Raw genomic sequence first — 16,599 nt, 5'->3', positions numbered from 1 at the left:
ACTTCTAAGCATTTATTTTAGATTGAAATAATCCTTAATCGCCTCTACTTTATCTGTTTTCTCCCAAGTAAATTCTGGCAATTCACGCCCGAAATGTCCATAACTCGCGGTTTTCTGATAGATTGGACGCAATAAGTCTAGGGATTCTATGATTCCGCGCGGAGTGAGGCGAAACACTTGCTTCACGCATTCCTCAATCTTGGAATCCTCAAACTTGCCTGTGCCGTGCGTATTGACAAGAATGGATACGGGTTCTACCACGCCGATTGCATACGCAATTTGAATCGTAGCCTTATCGCAGATTCCACTTGCTACAAGATTCTTAGCGACATAGCGCATTGCATAAGCCCCGCTTCTATCCACTTTGCTTGGGTCTTTTCCGCTAAATGCCCCCCCTCCGTGCGGACAACTTCCACCATAAGTATCCACGATGATTTTGCGCCCGGTTAGTCCCGCATCGCCTTGCGGTCCGCCAATGACAAATTTGCCCGTAGGATTCACAAAATAGCGGATATTATCGTTCGCAAACTCTTTAGGCAAAACTTTCTTAACCACTTCCTCAATCACCGCGCTTCTTAATGTTTCTTGGGAAGTTTCTGGGCTGTGTTGCGTAGAAACAACAATCGTATCAATGCCCACAGGCACACCATTAGCGTATTTTATCGTTACTTGGGATTTGCCATCGGGACGCAAGAAAGGCAAAGTGCCATCTTTTCTGGCTTTTGCTAAGCCCTCTGTGATTCTGTGGGATAAGTGAATAGGTAGCGGCATTAACACATCGGTTTCGCGACAAGCATAACCAAACATTAACCCTTGATCACCTGCTCCAATCTCGCCGTCCTCTCTATCTACGCCTTGATTAATATCTGGGCTTTGTTCGCCTACGCCATTTAACACGCCTGCGCTATGATAATCAAACCCATAACGCGCGTCAATATAGCCAATCTCACGCACTACGCGTCTAGCAATGTCTTGCATTGGCGCATAAGCCGTTGTTTTTAGCTCTCCTGCAATCACGCAATAACCATTAGAAAGCAAGGTCTCACAAGCTACACGCGCCTTTGTATCGCGCTCTATAATATAGTCTAAAATCGCATCGCTGATTTGGTCTGCCATTTTATCTGGGTGTCCTTCGGTTACAGATTCGGAAGTGAAAAGAAACTCTTTTTGCATAAATTCACCTTGTATTTGAAATTTTTTGAAATTCTATCAAAAGGAAACTTAAATTTTAAATCTTGGTAGATTTTGGAAAAATATGGATTGCTTCAACTTTTGTTATTACGAGGCAATACAAAGCACAATAAAGCAATCAATAATCTTACACTACTTTAAAAGATTCCAAAGCTTTATTTTATGCAATTCTTGATTATAGATTGCCACGCAAATTTTTTAAATTTTCTCGCAATGACGCAGTGGTTAGCCTTTTGTCATTGCGAGGCAGTGCGAAGCACAACGAAGCAATCTATAATCTTATTACCCCAAAAAGATTCCATTGCAAACACTTTTATATGCGTAATTATGGATTTGCACTAAAGTGGGCAAATTTGCTTAAACAAATGTGCACCACAACTTCTTGCGCCCTCTTGCAATGACGCAGTGGGGAATTTCAAGGATTCAAAATTATTTCAAACGATTGACTTAAAATTATTTCTGCGCTATAATCCACTACCAAAAAGGTATCCACAATGAAAGAAACAAAAGAAAAGCTACTGCAAGCCGCAACGGAACTTTTTGCAAAATATGGAATCAATGGCGTTTCCACCCGTGTTTTAGCAAAGGAATCGGGCGTGAATCTAAGCTCCATTCATTACTATTTTGGCAGCAAACAAAAGCTTTATGACGCGGTTTTGGAATCCATTATAGAAAAAATCTCTGCATTTATCGCCTCAAAACACGCACCTTTGCTAGAGAAACAACTTCCACCAAACGAGGAGTTTAAAGCCTTTATTGGAAATATGATTGATTTTTTATGTTCTAGTGCGATTTCAAACGCACAATCCGAGCTTTTGATTAAAGAAATTGTCCAGCCCACCAATGCCTATCATCAGCTTTACGCACAAGTCATAGAGCCTATGCACAAGCGTTTAACCACTCTTGTAATGCAAGCAGCCGACTTCAAAGAGGAGGAAGCAATCCTCCAAGTGCATTGCTTAATGGGACAGGCAGTCAATTTCAAAATCCATAAACACGCATTGCTTAGACGCCTCAACAAGAAAAATTACACGCCACAGCTTATTTGTCAAATCAAAGAAAGGGTGTTTCAAAATTGCGATATTCTTCTAATGAGTAAGCAGCAATGAAAGCACTCGGGATTCTGCTTTTAAGTATTGTCTGTTTGTGCGCTAAAGAAGTTGTTGTTGATGGATATGTGGAGGGAGAATATGTCTATCTTGCGCCCTCCACAAGTGGAATCCTAGAGGAAATCAATGTAGTCAAGGGACAGCAAGTTACAAAGGATTCCAATCTTTTTGCAGTGGATTCCACAATGTGGCAACTCAAGCTCAACAATGCACAAAATAGTGTCCAAGCAGCAAAAGAGCAACTCTTGCAATCCCAAGCAATCTTTAGTAATGCCAAAAAAGAATACAATCGCGCTAGAAAACTCATACAATCCAAAGCAATTTCACAAGGAGAATACGATACAAAACTTGCAAATTTTGATAGCGCAAACGCAAGAGTCTCCGAACTAAAAACGCAACTTGCCATAGCAGAGGAGAATCTACAACAAACACAAAGACAATACACGCAAAATGTTGTAACTTCTAAAGTGAATGGAATCGTGAGCGATGTTTATTTTCGGCTTGGGGAGTTTGTCGCACAAGGGAATCCAATCCTAGCGATTCTACCCCCTGAAAATGTAAAGATTAGATTCTTTGTAGCAGAGAAAGTGTTGCCCACAATCCATTACAACCAAAAAGTTTTTGTCCGCTACGACAATGCGCCAAAAGAGATTGTAGCGAAGGTTTCTTATATCGCACCAACCGCTGAATACACGCCCCCAATTATTTATAGTGTGCAGAGCCGCAATAAGCTAGTCTTTATGATTGAAGCAACCTTTGAGAACTTGCAAGAAGTGCTAAATCCCGGGCTTCCTGTGAGCGTTAGGATTCCATAAATGAGCGCATTAGTGATTGATGTTAAGAATCTTAGCAAAAAATTTGGCGATAAATTGGTGGTGAATCATATCAATCTGCAAGTGCCAAAGGGAAAAATTTATGGATTCTTAGGACCCAATGGCTCGGGCAAAACAACTACGATTCGTATGCTTTGCGGACTGCTAACGCCTAGTAGCGGAAGTGGGCAGTGTTTGGGGTTTGATTTGATGAAAGACACTTTAGCAATCCGCGAAAGGGTGGGCTATATGACGCAAAAATTTAGTTTTTATGAGGATATGACAATCTATGAAAACCTTGAATTTACTGCAAATATCTATCAAATGCAAGATACCAAGAATCTTGTTGCAAACACAATCGCAAAGCTTGGGCTGCAAAGTCGGCAAAATCAACTCGCAGGGGCATTATCTGGTGGCTGGAAACAAAGACTAGCCTTAGCAGCTTGTATCTTGCATAAGCCGGATATTTTGTTACTTGATGAACCCACTGCAGGAGTTGATCCAAAGGCTAGGCGCGAGTTTTGGGACGAGCTTGGGAGGCTAAGTGAGGAGGGAATGACGATTCTTGTTAGCACACATTATATGGACGAGGCGGAACGTTGCCACGCAATTGTGTATATCGCGCAAGGCAACCTCATCGTGCAGGGAGCGGTGGAGGAAGTGATTGCAAAAACACAGCTTGAAACTTTAGAGGTTTTTGGAGTGGATTTGCCACTTTTACAAAAGAAGCTAGAGCAAGAATCTCAAATCACAACAATGTCGCTTTTTGGAGGAGCTTTAAGGGTTTGTGGCAGAGAGGAAGGCGCATTAATTCACACCTTACAGCCCTTTAAAGAGCAACATAATCTCTCGTGGCAAAGGGGCAAGACTTCCTTAGAAGACGCCTTTATCTATTATTTACAAGCCTCAAAGGACAGGTAATGCGCTATTCTCTCCAAAGACTCAAGGCGATTATCAAAAAGGAATTTATCCAACTTAGGCGCGATAGAACAACCCTAGGTATGATTATAATGCTACCGATTATGCAGCTTCTACTCTTTGGCTATGCGATTAATTCAGACCCTAAAAGGCTTCCAACCGCAATCATTATGCAAGACCATAGTTTTTTGACGCGTAGCATTGTGGCGAGTTTGCAAAATTCGGAATATTTTAAAATCACGCACCATATTGCAAGCGACAAAGAGGGTAATGCACTTTTAACACAAGGTAAGGTTTTGTTTGTTGTCTCTATTCCCAACAACTTCACGCAAGATGTCATTCGCACTAAAAAGCCTGCGATTCTACTTCAAGCAGATGCCACCGACCCTACGGCGATTGCAGGGGCGATTGGCGCATTAAACGGAATCGTGAATAAGGTGATTGTAGAGAACTTTAAAGGCGCATTGCGGTATTTGCACCCTAGCGATTCTGCCTTTTCTATCCTCACGCACAAATCCTACAATCCCGAGGGATTTACGCGCTACAATATCGTTCCGGGCTTGATTGGTGTCGTGCTGATTTTTACAGGTGTGATGATGACTGCCCTTGCAATCACGCGTGAGAGGGAGCGAGGGACGATGGAGAATCTCCTCTCAATGCCGGTAAAACCGCTTGAAGTGATGATTGGCAAAATCGCACCCTTTGCTTTTATCGGCTTTTTTCAAGCAAGTATGGTTTTGCTCATTGCTTATTTTCTGTTTGATATACCTATTCTTGGCAATATCGGGCTATTGTTTATGGGGATCCTCTTATTTATCGTGTGTAATTTGGCAATAGGATTCCTTATCTCCACGATTGCAAAAAGTCAAACCCAAGCCCTCCAAATGTCTGTATTTGTGCTAATGCCCTCTATCATAATGACAGGATTTATGTTTCCTTTTCAAGGAATGCCCCTTTGGGCGCAGATGATTGGCAAATGTATCCCTCTTACTTATTTTATCCGAATCGCTAGGGGGATTATGCTAAAGGGTGCGGGGTTTATGGATATTTTGCCTCATTTATCCGCACTAGGAATCATTGTTCTTGTGCTTACCGCTTGGACAATGAAGGTTTATAAAAATACTTTGGATTAAAGTATGGAATCGCAGCAATCTACGATGCAACATATACAAAATAACCACTTTGCCCTGTGCTTTCCGCCTTGTTGTGAGAAAGAAGCGGAGCAAATGAAGAATCCCACTCTGTCATTGTGAGAATCTGCAATAATGCACTTCTTAAAAAATTCCATTTTTATTCACTTTTTGCAAGATTATGGATTGCTTCGTCATTTCATTCCTTGCAATGACGCGGTGGTAGAATCTTAATTTTGCAAAATTATAGCTTGCTTCACTAGCCCTCGCAAGGACGCAAGGAAACGCGCAAGGGGGTGGCAAAACCTTCGGGATTCCACATTTTTTGTATTTAGAATGATTTAAAGAGTGCTTCTAAAATATAGTGCGCATTCTCTAGTGCGATTTTGCGGTGAGAAATAGAGTTTTTCTCCTCACCGCTTAACTCGGCTAAGGTTTGCGTAAATCCACTCGGAATAAAAATTGGGTCATAGCCAAAGCCATTGCTGCCCCTTTTTTGTGCAATCACTTTGCCATACATAAACCCGTGTGCGCTAAAGTCGCCTTGTGCGCTAGAGATTCCAATACAAGCGCAATAATGCGCCTTTGAAGTCCCGCCTAGCCTCTCCACTTCGCCGCGCAGTTTTTCTAAATTTTCCACCGCTCCACCCCCGCTATATCTTGCACTATGGATTCCGGGCGCACCTCCTAGTAAATCCACGCAAATTCCGCTATCATCACTTAGGGCAATGTCGCGTTTCTCTAAGATTCCTTGCGCTTTGAGCGCGTTAAAAACCGCCCTAGATTTCAAAAGCGCGTTTTCTTGGAAGCTTGTGCCATTTTCTTCTATCTCAAAAGGTTCTAAAAGCTCACTCCACGCAAGAATCTTGAGCGCAAAGTCTTGCATTAAAGGCGCGTAAATCTCTTTTATCTCTCTGATTTTATCTGCATTTGAAGTTGCTAAAATTAAGCGCATATCCTTACCTTTTATGTTTTTGGTATCTTTTTTGGGTAAAATCACAATTTTGTTTTGGAATTTTAGCATAAGGACACAAAATGGCAAAGGAATCTCTCATCAAGCAAAGCTTACCTTTAAGCCTCATTCTAGCCTCTAGGTTTTTTGGATTGTTTATCGTAATGCCTGTTTTATCGCTTTATGCGCTCTCGCTTGAGGGTTCAAGCCCCATTTTAATTGGAATCGCAATGGGTGGATACGCCCTTACGCAAGTGCTTTTTCAGATTCCTTTTGGATTTTTAAGCGATAAGTTTGGACGCAAAAGCCTCATCGCACTAGGGCTTGTGATTTTTGCGCTAGGCTCTTTGCTATGCGCTTTGAGTCAAGATATTTATATGCTAATTCTTGGACGATTTTTGCAAGGTGCTGGAGCGGTTGGAGGCGTTGTAAGCGCGATGATAGCGGATTTAGTGCGCGAAGAGAATCGCACCAAAGCAATGGCGTTTATGGGAGCTACCATTTCGCTAAGCTTTACTTTTGCACTGATTTTAGGTCCAATCCTTGGTGCGCATTATGGAATCCCAAGCCTCTTTTGGATTACCTGTGCATTAGCAATTTTTGGAATCGTGGTTTTGTTTTTTGCTGTGCCAAACGCGCCCAAAGTTACTTATCGCTTTGCAAACCAAAGCGGGGAATATAGTGCGATTTTGAAAAACAAGAATCTCCAAATTATGAATCTCACAAATTTCTTGCAAAAAGGCTTTATGACTTTAGCGTTTCTCATTATTCCCATTGCGCTTGTTAAGGGCTTTGAAATGCCTAAAGAGGACTTGTGGCAAGTGTATATCCCGGCTTCACTTCTAGGATTCTTTGCGATGGCTCCTGCTGCGATACTAGCGGAGAAAAAGGGCAAGTTTAAGGCGGTGATGATTGTTGGAATCTTGTTTTTTGTTTTGAGCTATTTGCTATTCCTTAGCCAAAGTCAAATAGTGTTTATTCTCGGGGTTTTGGTGTTTTTTGTGGGATTCTCTATCCACGAACCCATTATGCAAAGCCTTGCTAGTCGCTATTGCAAGGCACACCAAAAGGGAAGTGCTATGGGGATTTTTACTTCTTTTGGGTATTTGGGTAGTTTTTTTGGTGCGCTTTTGGGTGGGCATTTTTATGCGTTTTTTAGTATGCTTTCTATTACGATGTTTGTAGTGATTGCGTCCTTTTTGTGGATTCTTTCTTTTTCGCTTTTAGCAAATCCAACAATGCAAAAGAATCTCTATTTACCCTTAAAAAGTGCAATCACGCACCAAAATTTAGAGGCTTTAGGAGAGTTGCACGGAATCCTTGAATGGTATATTAATGAAAGCGAACAGGTTGTGGTTGTAAAATACGATAAACACTTATTGGAGGAAGCGGAGATTTTAGAGTTTGTCAATGCGCGTCTGCAAGGGTGTTTTAAGGAGAGAGATTAGAAAGGTTTAAATGCAAAACAAGATAGAAATTAGCAAAAAAATCTTAAGAATCACAGGGCAAACCAATGCGCAATTTAACCTCATCAAAGAGGGAGATAAGGTGCTTTTGGGCTTAAGTGGGGGCAAGGATTCCATGCTTTTAGCAACACTTCTAGCAAGGCTGAAAAAATACGCACCTTTTAGCTTTGAGTTTAAGGCGGTTACGATTGATTATGGGCGCGGGGGCGAGTATGAATACATCTTTGAATATTGCGAAAAAAACGGAATCCCCTATGAACTCTACCGCACAGATATTTATAAGATTTTAGAGGAAAACAAACGCGAGGGAAGCGTGGTTTGTAGCTTTTGTTCGCGTATGCGACGAGGTGCGCTCTACACTAAAGCCCTAGAGGGAGGATTCAATAAACTTGCCTTAGCACACCATTTAGATGATGCCGCAGAAAGCTTTATGATGAATCTTACTTACAATGGCGCATTGCGCTCTATGCCACCGCTTTATAAGGCAGACAATGGCTTGTTTGTGATTCGTCCGCTTCTTTTTGTGCGGGAGCGACAGATTATTGACTTTATCGCGAAAAACAACATTTATATTGCGCCAGATTGCAATTGCCCTGTGCTATGGCGGACAGATGACAAACGCCCCTTTGCGCGGGAAAAAACCAAACAAATGCTTAAAAAAATGGAGGAAGCAAACCCGGATTTTTTTACTTCCTTGAAAGTGGCTTTAGGCAATGTGCATTTAAACAGCCTCTTTGACGCGCGTTATTTGGATAAGCAAGAGTTGGACTAAGCGAAGAACAATAATGAATGTAAAGATAAAATATGAGTTGCCTATTTTCTCATCAAGTCTTGAAGGAGACCCTATTGTAGAATCTAAAGATATGAATATAGAAATTAAACTACTAGGAAGAGACGAGGAAGGGAGGTTAAGAAAAATTTCATTAAAGTTTAATGCAGTGATATGTTATAAATATACATCGGTGCGATTTACACCCAAACTATTTAATTCCTATGATAGGGTAGTAGAATTGTTGGATTCTGAATGGCTAGACGAATTGAAAAAGATAAATGCAGAAAGCTTTGCTTATTGGAATCCAAAACATTATATAACCTATTTAGATGATTCGGGTCTATTTCAATTTATTGCACAAGGATATGAGGTAATAGAACATAAGTTAAAAGCTGATTAGTTTTTGCTGTTGTGAAGAAATGTGCAATACAACGATGAGTCTATAAGTTTGGCAACCAAAATATTTAACTGCAAGATTCAACATTATAGATTACCACGATTCCTCGCGGAATCTCGCAAGGACAAAACCTACCGCGCGTCCTTGCAAAGTAAGTGAATTTTAATTAATACAGAATCTATCGCGACTTTACGCCCTGATTTTGTGATGAATTTCTAAAAAGCGTGTAAGATTTCACCACATCTTTTTTTGTGAAATAAATCTGTAAATTATGACTTCTTATCTCATCTTTTGAAATCAAACCCCCAATCAAAAGAATATGATTTGGTTGCATCGTAATGTCTCCGTGCTGTCCTCCTCTATATGCGTTCCTATTGGCTTACCATACATTTGTATCACTTGTGCTTTGGTTGTTTTGTCCCTAATCAACTCTTTTTTGAAGTCCTCTTGCGTCTTTTTGGCTAAAATCTCACTACCCCCTTTAAGGGTGCAACCCACAATAAGCAAGGAGTATAAGCCTAAACACAACATTAAGTTTTTATATTTCATTTGAAATCCTTTTTTCATCAAAATAAAACATAAATTATGCTCCCTCAAAAAAATAAACTTAATTTAATCTTTAATTTATCCAAGATTTGTTATCATTTTCTAATTGATACTTTTTATCAATCAATTATTTTTATAAGGATTTAAAATGTTAGTAACAAAAAAAGCTCCGGATTTCAAAGCTCCAGCAGTTTTGGCAAATAACACTATCGTAGAGGATTTTGAACTTTCAAAAAACTTAGGTAAAAATGGTGCAGTCGTGTTCTTTTGGCCTAAAGATTTTACTTTTGTTTGCCCTTCAGAAATTATCGCAATGGATCACAGAGTTAAAGCATTCAATGAAAAAGGGTTTAATGTTATTGGCGTCTCTATTGATTCTGATGTTGTGCATTTTGCGTGGAAAAACACTCCTGTAAATCAAGGCGGAATCGGAAATGTGCAATTCCCAATGGTTTCAGACATTACAAAGCAAATTTCACGCGACTATGAAGTATTGATTGGCGATGCAGTTGCATTGCGTGGTTCTTTCTTGATTGACAAAAACCAAGTTGTCCGTCACGCGGTGATTAATGACTTACCACTTGGCAGAAATATGGACGAAATGCTAAGAATGTGCGATGCTCTCACTTTCTTTGAGCAACACGGGGAAGTTTGTCCAGCAGGTTGGAATAAAGGCGATAAAGGTATGAAAGCGGACGCAAAAGGCGTAGCAGAATATCTTTCACAAAATGCAGATAAGCTTTAATGAACTTCCGCAGGGGCTTCTCCCTTGCGATTCTACCACATTAAATTAACCTCTTTTTAATCGTCTAAAATTGTTAATTATCGAGGGCAAGAGTTTAAAGTGTAGGTTACTACGCTAATAAATCGGCTCACAGCAATGAATCTTTTTGTATGTTACTGCAAACGCTGGTAAAGCAATCTACAATTACGCATATAAAAGTGTTTGCAATGGAATCCTTTTGGGGCAATAAGATTATAGATTGCTTCGTTGTGCTTCGCACTGCCTCGCAATGACAAAAGGCTAACCACTGCATCATTGCGAGAAACGAACGCAGCAAGAGACGGAGTAATTCATAATCTAGCAAACAGAAAATCTCTCCCTGCGTCATTGCGAGAAAATTTAAAAAATTTTCGTGGCAATCTACAATCAAGAATTGCATAAAATAAAGCTTTGGAATCTTTTAAAGCAGTGTAAGATTATTGATTGCAATACTTGCGTTCGCAATGGCGGGTGGTTAGTTTTTCTATCTACAAGATTATATTGCTTTGGCTACACCTTGCAATGACGCAGTGTGGAATTTCAAGGACAAAATTACAGGTTACTTCGGGCATAGCCCTAATAATGACGCAGTGGGAAGCGCAACAACAAAAATGCAACGAGGGCAGAGGCTTTATTCTTGTCTTGTATTTTTTATCTTTAGTTCCGGTAGTTTTTCAATATAGATGCTTTGGCTTGGAAATGCGAAACTTAAGCCATTTTTCTCAATAATTTTCATAAATTCAAGCATTAATGCACTCTTTGTCGCGCGAAAATCCTTAGCAGTAACCGCTTTAGTATAAAAATAAAGCTCAATATTAATGCTGCTGTCTGCAAAGTCGCTAAGATTCACATAACAAGCGTTTTTGTAGCCCTCAAGATCGTTCATAGAGACTAAGTTTTGGCGGTATTTGGTTGTAATATCGCAAGAATTCAGTGCGCAATCTCCCTCGTGTGCCACAAGTGGGCTAGTCTCTAGGCACTCGCGCAAATCCTTAAGACAAGATTCCAACTGCTGTGGCGTGGCGTTATACTCTACGCCCAAATACATTTTAATATGTCTCCCAACCTTGCGCTTAGACCAATTCTTAATGTTTGCCGACATAATTGCAGAGTTTTGCAAAAACACGAGAGAGTTATCAAATGTCCTAATCGTTGTCTTTCTAAGTCCGGTTTCTACAATCGTCCCTTCAACGCCCAAAACCTCTACCCAATCGCCTTGATTGAAGCTATCATCAAACAAAAGCATCACAGACGCAAAGAAGTTTGCGATAATATCCTTCGCAGCAAGTGCCATTGCCGCGCCACCGATTCCAAGTGAGGTGATTAATGCTGAAATGTTGAATCCAAGCCGTGCCAAAACAAATAGCAAGGCGATAATCAAAACAACAAAATAAAGAATCTTGACAACAACATTGACGATTTCCTTTTTCCCGCTTTTTTGCGCGATTTTAGAAACAAAGATGATTCCATAGCTATCCAAAAGCACGAACGCCACCCACACGATAAAGAGTGCATAGAGAATGTAAAATAAATTTGCGATTCCAAGAGAAATGGGCGCAGGATAATACACGATATTTGCACACACATTGAGACCATACGCTAAAAGTAGCCAACCAACAGGCTTTTTAATGTGTTCAATAAACATTTTCTTGATATACTCTGCGTCTTTATTGCGATAAACTAGCTTAATTAAGAAAAAATACAAAATATGCGATGAAAATTTACGCAACGAGGCAAAAAACACAATGACAAGCAAGGAAATTACGATTTTACCGACATTTAAAGATTCAATCTCCACTACCTTATTAATCTCATCAATACCCACTTGCAATTTAAGTGCGCTAAAGAGATAATTACTCTCAAACAAACTTGCATTGCCCCTTAAAAAGCGCAGAATCTCGCCATAAGAAGTCAATATGTTTTCTAAAGCCGCTTCTTTTTGTGCGATTTTATTCAGTTCCACCTCGTCTTTAATCTGCGCTTTTCTCTCCTCCAAGTTAAGAGCCTCATATTGCACTAGCTTTTCTATTGTTTCATTAAGCAATACCATCATTTCATTGCTTGAGGAGACATCTTTAAAAAGCTTCTCTAGCCGCAAAAGCGCGGAATAAAAGGTTCTAACAATATTTAAACGCGTTAATTCCAAAGTCGCATCAACATAGGCAAAATTTTGTTTGCGATTGTTTTCGTATTTTGCTTGCAGGGTTTCCAAGTTTTCTTGCGCCTTTAAAAACTCATTAACAGAATCCTCATCAATCTTTTGCTCTACGATAATGTTTGGAATCTTGTTTAAAATAATGTTTTTCTCGCGCGTAATCTCCTTTATTGCGTCCTTTAAAATGGCTTCTTCAATGTTGGAATCTTGTTTGATTTGCTTTAGTTTGCTATTTAAGCTCACATAAGTTTGCACTAGCACATATAGGCTACTTTCATCGCTTTTTGTCTGCGCAAAACTCAACCCACCCAACACACTCACACATAAACAAAGTATTAAGAATAATTTTTTCATTTTAAATTTCCTTGATTTTAAGGGCATTATTGTAGCAAATTTCAACAAAAAATGCGCGTCATTGCGGGATTCTGCATTAGCGGAATCTGCTTTTTATTTTTACGCTTCCCGCGCGTCATTGCGAGAGAGTGAAACGAACGAAGCAATCTATAATCTTATGAAAATTAACCTTTGCAATGGAGTCTTTAAAGAATTTCATCATTATAGATTGCCACAGCCTCTAATGAGGCTTCGCAATGACGAAATCCAATCCCTTTGTCATCGTGAGGGCTAGATGTTGAATTACAATCTTGCAATACAAGATTCTATGCGTCTAAATCCCTCGTCTATCTCTTCTTGGGTAATTGTAAGGCTTGGCAGGAATCGCGCAGTGTTTTTGCCGCTCTTTAACACCAACACCCTTTCCTCAAAGGCAAGATTTAAAAATTTTGTTAATGTCTCTGAATCCCTAACCCTAAGCCCACGCATAAGTCCCAATCCTACTTCTTGCGTAAAAAATTCTGCATAGTGTTTTTGTAAGTCTTGGAGTTTTTGTGTAAAATATGCGATTCTTTTGTCTAACTCTCCTGTTTGTTTCTCATTAGATAGAATCTCTAAGACTTCCAAAGCTGCGCTTGTGGAGAGGAAGTTCCCCCCAAATGTGCTTCCGTGGTCGCTTGGCACAAAAATATCTTTAAGATTTGTCATCACCGCTCCAATAGGCACTCCACCCGCTAGTCCTTTAGCGGTGGTAATCACATCGGGAGTGATTCCATAAGCTTGTGAAGCAAAGAGTTTCCCGCTACGATAAATACCTGTTTGCACCTCATCAACCATTAATAAAACATTCTTCTCTTTCAAGATTCTTTCAAGATTCTGCACTTCTTTCTTGTCAAATGGCGTGATTCCACCCTCGCCTTGCACAAGTTCTAGTAACACAGCACAAGTTACATTGCTGATTTTATTTGGTACATCACTTAAGTCTTTGGCATATACGAATCCATCGGGAAAAGGTCCAAAATATTGGTGCATCTTGCTTTGTGCAGTTGCCTTTAATGTGCTAATCGTGCGTCCGTGAAAAGAGGAATCTAAGGTGATAATTTGGTATCTTTTTTGTTCTCCATTTTCCTCACCAAACTTTCTAGCAATCTTTAATGCACCCTCATTGGCTTCTGCACCAGAATTTGCAAAAAATACGCGCATATCATAACCACTAAGCTCTACAAGCCTCTTTGCAAGACGCGCTTGAGGCTCTATGAGATAGAGATTAGAAGTGTGGATTAAGTTTTTTGCTTGATGATAAATCGCCTCTGCTAAACGTTTATTGCCGTGTCCTACGCTGCACACTGCAATTCCAGAACCAAAGTCAATGTAATCCTTGCCCTTATCATCATACAGCCTTGCACCCTCTCCTCTGACGAAATGTATATAATTGCGTGCATAAGTATGCAACACAAAATCCAAATCCATTTGTTTTAAATCTTCTTGATTCATTTTCTGCCTTAAAATTTAGAAGTTTTAGGAATTTTTACAATAAAAAAACTTAAAAAATAATCTTATCAAATTTTGCTATAATTTAACAAAATTACAAATTTTTAGGAACGAAATGCCACAATTATCCATTATTATCCCCTTTGGGACGAGCAAAGAGCGTCCCTATATCCAAGAAAGAGTAATACAAAAGGCAAAAGACCTACGAAGCGATGAAAGGGTAGAAGTTATTTTTGTAGAAGGTTTTTCTAGCTTAATTTTAGAGGATTTGCCTCGCATCATTCAAGAGAATGGACACAAATATTTCAAAATCACACAAGAGAGATTTTCACAAGGAGAATGCAGGAATTTTGGCGCAATACAAGCCCTAGCCGATGTTGTAATGCCCTTAGATGTGGATTATCACATTTCAAATGAGAATATCCAAAGGGTTTTAAATCTCATCAAGATAAAAAATATCCAAAAAAATCCTAATGCGATTCTTTGCCTACCTGTTGTATTTTTAAACGAATCCGGCACACAGAATCTTATACAATACAATAGAGATTTATGGGATTGCCTAGTGCAAGAAGATTTAGTGAGTGGCAAAAGAGAATGGGTAGATTTTTTCTCCCTTGTCTCAAGCAGCGTTGTCGTTTCTAAGCATAAATTTTTAGAAATTGGCGGGAATGATAGTGCATTTGTTGGGCATAGTTATGAAGACCACGATTTTTTTATGCGCCTACTTGTGCAAACAACATATTTTACAAAAATGCCTAAAACATTGGCGTATGATGATGGCAGTTGGAATTTCTTTAAATTTCAAGGATTCCGCTCTTGGTTTTCTTTGCTCGGACTAGAAGCAAGTTTTTACGGAATCTATCTTTATCATTTTTGGCATATCAAGCCCAATCAAAATGGTTATTTTGACAGAAAAGCACTCAATCATAAGCGATTTTATGCAAATCTAAAAAACTTCAAAACCCATTCTATCAAGCCTCTACAAACCAAAAACGCACAAGAGCAAAAAGCACTTTTGCTCTGCAAGGCAAAAGCCTCCAAGCCACTTTTAGAATCCTTGAGGGGTGTGAGCGTTTATATGGGAGAGATTCTCTCTGCTTGGGAGGAAGATTTCTTTTTAGACGAACGCTTTTTGGAAAAGGATTTTTTGGATTATTGGACGAAGCACAAGATTACTTATCTTTTGTTTCCAAATCCTTATAGCAATCCCAAGCGTAGGGTAATTTATGAGTTTGCAAGAAAGCATAATCTGCCTTATTTTTGTTTTGATAGAGGAGCGTTGCCGGATTCTTGGTTTTTGGACAACAAAGGATTCAATGCCGATTCCTCAAGCTACAATGAAACGCATTGGAATCGCACTTTAAGCCAAAACCAAATTACACAAACTAAAGAATACATTAAGCGTATTTTAGCGGGGGGGGGGAATTTTTAGAATTTCAAGGTAAGCGCAAGGGGGCATCTAGGCTTTTAAAAAAGCTTGGGATTCAAGATAAACGCGTGGTTTTTGTCCCTTTACAAGTGGAGAGTGATTCCGTAATTTTACACTTCAGCGCACAACCTTTTGATTATGAGGGGTTTTTAAAGGCTGTCAATGCGTTAGCAAGTGAGCTTGGTGGCGGAATCGCATTTGTTGCCAAAAAGCACCCTTTGACTTTAAATCTCCACAAAAAAGCCTACCAAAACATTATTTTTGCCCCCGATGACACGAATCTTTTGGATTTACTAGAAGCTTGTGAATGTGTTTTGACAATTAATTCTGGGGTTGGAGTTTATGCAATGTTAGCGCAAAAGCCTTGTATTCTTTGCGGGGAGAGTTTTTATTGTTTCAAAGGGTTAAACATAAAAGTAAAGGACAAGGAGCATTTAGCGGAATCCTTAAAGGCGATTTTGCGTGGCGAATTTATCTTTGATGTGGAAAAATCCTTGAGATTTATTTATTATTTGAGAAATGAATTTTATAGCTTTGGGACGAGTTTTTACACCACCTCAAGAAAAAATGGGCGCAAATATCGTAAGGTTGTAAAAATTAATTTTTATCAAATTGTTCTTGGTGGAAAGAAATTTTTAAATGTAGAGAAATATCAAAAAGTTTCTTTTGATTTAAAATCTTTGATTTATAAACCTTATCTTTATGAAATTTATCATAAAAATTTTTTAATCAAAATTGTTAATTTGCTGCTGCCAAATTTTTTGATTGTTAGAATCTCTCACACGAAATTTTATCGCTTGTTCAAAAAAATGCTTTATAATCCCAAAGAGTTTGTCAAGGATTCTAAAAATCCACTCATTAAGTCTTTTCAAGGGCGCAATGGAAAAATGTAGGTGTCATTGCAAATCGCATTTAAGATTCCATTGCAAAGCTACAAGTATGCTAGATTATAGATTACTTCACTTCTTTCGTAATGACAAAAAAAATAAAACATTCTATTTGCAAGATTATGGATTGCCACGCAAAGCTAAAGCTTTTCTCGCAATGACAGGGGGAAGCAAGGGTGCAATAGAATCCAAATTGCAAAAACTATTGCAAATTTAGCACCCCCTTATTTAAACGCGTTATAATTTTG

Annotated in this window: 19 protein-coding genes; 13 read left to right on the top strand and 6 right to left on the bottom strand. The window is 39.2% G+C overall.

Annotated features, from left to right (window positions below):
- Nucleotides 1–12 precede the first annotated feature (12 nt).
- A complete protein-coding gene (gene metK, locus BS85_RS0103345; RefSeq protein ID WP_026943560.1) occupies nt 13–1,173 on the bottom strand; it encodes a methionine adenosyltransferase in 1,161 nt (386 codons plus the stop codon).
- Between the two features lie 180 nt (nt 1,174–1,353).
- On the opposite strand from metK, the gene BS85_RS0103340 reads away from it, so the two are divergent.
- From BS85_RS0103340 to BS85_RS0103320, 5 genes are all read left to right on the top strand, one after another.
- Nucleotides 1,354–1,533, top strand: a complete 180-nt coding sequence (locus tag BS85_RS0103340; protein ID WP_156938028.1) for a hypothetical protein — start codon at nt 1,354–1,356, stop codon at nt 1,531–1,533.
- 152 nt (nt 1,534–1,685) lie between these two features.
- A complete protein-coding gene (locus tag BS85_RS0103335) occupies nt 1,686–2,300 on the top strand; it encodes a CerR family C-terminal domain-containing protein (protein WP_026943558.1) in 615 nt (204 codons plus the stop codon).
- Complete coding sequence (locus BS85_RS0103330; protein ID WP_026943557.1) at nt 2,297–3,115, top strand: HlyD family secretion protein; 819 nt, start codon at nt 2,297–2,299, stop codon at nt 3,113–3,115. Before BS85_RS0103335 ends, BS85_RS0103330 begins: the two co-directional genes overlap by 4 nt.
- On the top strand, nt 3,116–4,033 hold the full coding sequence (locus tag BS85_RS0103325; RefSeq protein WP_026943556.1) for an ABC transporter ATP-binding protein: 918 nt from the start codon (nt 3,116–3,118) through the stop codon (nt 4,031–4,033). It begins immediately after the preceding gene.
- Nucleotides 4,033–5,163, top strand: coding sequence for an ABC transporter permease (locus tag BS85_RS0103320; RefSeq protein WP_026943555.1), 1,131 nt, complete (start codon nt 4,033–4,035; stop codon nt 5,161–5,163). Before BS85_RS0103325 ends, BS85_RS0103320 begins: the two co-directional genes overlap by 1 nt.
- A 328-nt stretch (nt 5,164–5,491) precedes the next feature.
- On the opposite strand, the gene BS85_RS0103305 is transcribed toward BS85_RS0103320, so the two are convergent.
- Nucleotides 5,492–6,115, bottom strand: a complete 624-nt coding sequence (locus BS85_RS0103305) for a non-canonical purine NTP pyrophosphatase (RefSeq protein ID WP_026943554.1) — start codon at nt 6,113–6,115, stop codon at nt 5,492–5,494.
- An 80-nt stretch (nt 6,116–6,195) separates the two neighbouring features.
- On the opposite strand from BS85_RS0103305, the gene BS85_RS0103300 reads away from it, so the two are divergent.
- The 3 genes from BS85_RS0103300 to BS85_RS0103290 are packed head-to-tail and all read left to right on the top strand — an operon-like array spanning nt 6,196 to nt 8,750.
- Nucleotides 6,196–7,560: an MFS transporter gene (locus BS85_RS0103300; protein ID WP_026943553.1), complete on the top strand. Its 1,365-nt coding sequence runs from the start codon at nt 6,196–6,198 to the stop codon at nt 7,558–7,560.
- A 10-nt stretch (nt 7,561–7,570) separates the two neighbouring features.
- Complete coding sequence (locus BS85_RS0103295) at nt 7,571–8,350, top strand: tRNA 2-thiocytidine biosynthesis TtcA family protein (protein ID WP_026943552.1); 780 nt, start codon at nt 7,571–7,573, stop codon at nt 8,348–8,350.
- 13 nt (nt 8,351–8,363) lie between these two features.
- On the top strand, nt 8,364–8,750 hold the full coding sequence (locus BS85_RS0103290; protein ID WP_026943551.1) for a hypothetical protein: 387 nt from the start codon (nt 8,364–8,366) through the stop codon (nt 8,748–8,750).
- Nucleotides 8,751–9,056: 306 nt separating this feature from the next.
- Here the strand turns inward: BS85_RS0103290 and BS85_RS0103280 are convergent, their stop codons facing one another.
- Complete coding sequence (locus tag BS85_RS0103280) at nt 9,057–9,296, bottom strand: hypothetical protein (RefSeq protein ID WP_026943550.1); 240 nt, start codon at nt 9,294–9,296, stop codon at nt 9,057–9,059.
- A gap of 145 nt (nt 9,297–9,441) precedes the next feature.
- Here BS85_RS0103280 and BS85_RS0103275 point away from each other — a divergent pair, with 145 nt between their 5' ends.
- Nucleotides 9,442–10,038, top strand: coding sequence for a peroxiredoxin (locus BS85_RS0103275; RefSeq protein ID WP_026943549.1), 597 nt, complete (start codon nt 9,442–9,444; stop codon nt 10,036–10,038).
- Between the two features lie 127 nt (nt 10,039–10,165).
- Here the strand turns inward: BS85_RS0103275 and BS85_RS0103270 are convergent, their stop codons facing one another.
- Nucleotides 10,166–10,456 carry a hypothetical protein gene (locus BS85_RS0103270; RefSeq protein ID WP_026943548.1) on the bottom strand — a complete coding sequence of 97 codons (291 nt, stop codon included), beginning with the start codon at nt 10,454–10,456 and terminating at the stop codon, nt 10,166–10,168.
- 231 nt (nt 10,457–10,687) lie between these two features.
- The gene (locus BS85_RS0103265) at nt 10,688–12,565 is read right to left on the bottom strand and encodes a mechanosensitive ion channel family protein (RefSeq protein ID WP_026943547.1); all 1,878 of its coding nucleotides are present in this window, start codon (nt 12,563–12,565) and stop codon (nt 10,688–10,690) included.
- 61 nt (nt 12,566–12,626) lie between these two features.
- Here BS85_RS0103265 and BS85_RS11255 point away from each other — a divergent pair, with 61 nt between their 5' ends.
- Nucleotides 12,627–12,839, top strand: a complete 213-nt coding sequence (locus BS85_RS11255; RefSeq protein ID WP_156938027.1) for a hypothetical protein — start codon at nt 12,627–12,629, stop codon at nt 12,837–12,839.
- An 8-nt stretch (nt 12,840–12,847) separates the two neighbouring features.
- Here the strand turns inward: BS85_RS11255 and BS85_RS0103260 are convergent, their stop codons facing one another.
- Nucleotides 12,848–14,038 carry an aspartate aminotransferase family protein gene (locus BS85_RS0103260; protein WP_026943546.1) on the bottom strand — a complete coding sequence of 397 codons (1,191 nt, stop codon included), beginning with the start codon at nt 14,036–14,038 and terminating at the stop codon, nt 12,848–12,850.
- Nucleotides 14,039–14,150: 112 nt separating this feature from the next.
- Between BS85_RS0103260 and BS85_RS11905 the strand changes: the two genes are divergently transcribed.
- The 3 genes from BS85_RS11905 to BS85_RS11250 all read left to right on the top strand — a co-directional run bounded on the left by BS85_RS11905 (nt 14,151) and on the right by BS85_RS11250 (nt 16,568).
- Nucleotides 14,151–15,467 carry a sugar transferase gene (locus BS85_RS11905; protein ID WP_245596274.1) on the top strand — a complete coding sequence of 439 codons (1,317 nt, stop codon included), beginning with the start codon at nt 14,151–14,153 and terminating at the stop codon, nt 15,465–15,467.
- 65 nt (nt 15,468–15,532) lie between these two features.
- Nucleotides 15,533–16,357 (top strand): capsular polysaccharide export protein, LipB/KpsS family, encoded by an 825-nt coding sequence (locus BS85_RS11900; protein ID WP_026943545.1) that lies wholly within the window; start codon nt 15,533–15,535, stop codon nt 16,355–16,357.
- Entirely contained in the window at nt 16,344–16,568 is a 225-nt protein-coding gene (locus BS85_RS11250; RefSeq protein WP_156938026.1) for a hypothetical protein, read from the top strand. The genes BS85_RS11900 and BS85_RS11250 overlap by 14 nt, the downstream gene beginning before the upstream one ends.
- Nucleotides 16,569–16,599: the final 31 nt, after the last annotated feature.

The organism is Helicobacter rodentium ATCC 700285 (assembly GCF_000687535.1).
Classification (GTDB): domain Bacteria; phylum Campylobacterota; class Campylobacteria; order Campylobacterales; family Helicobacteraceae; genus Helicobacter_D; species Helicobacter_D rodentium.
Note: the sequence above shows the minus strand (reverse complement) of the source record. Positions and strands in the feature narration are given on the sequence as shown.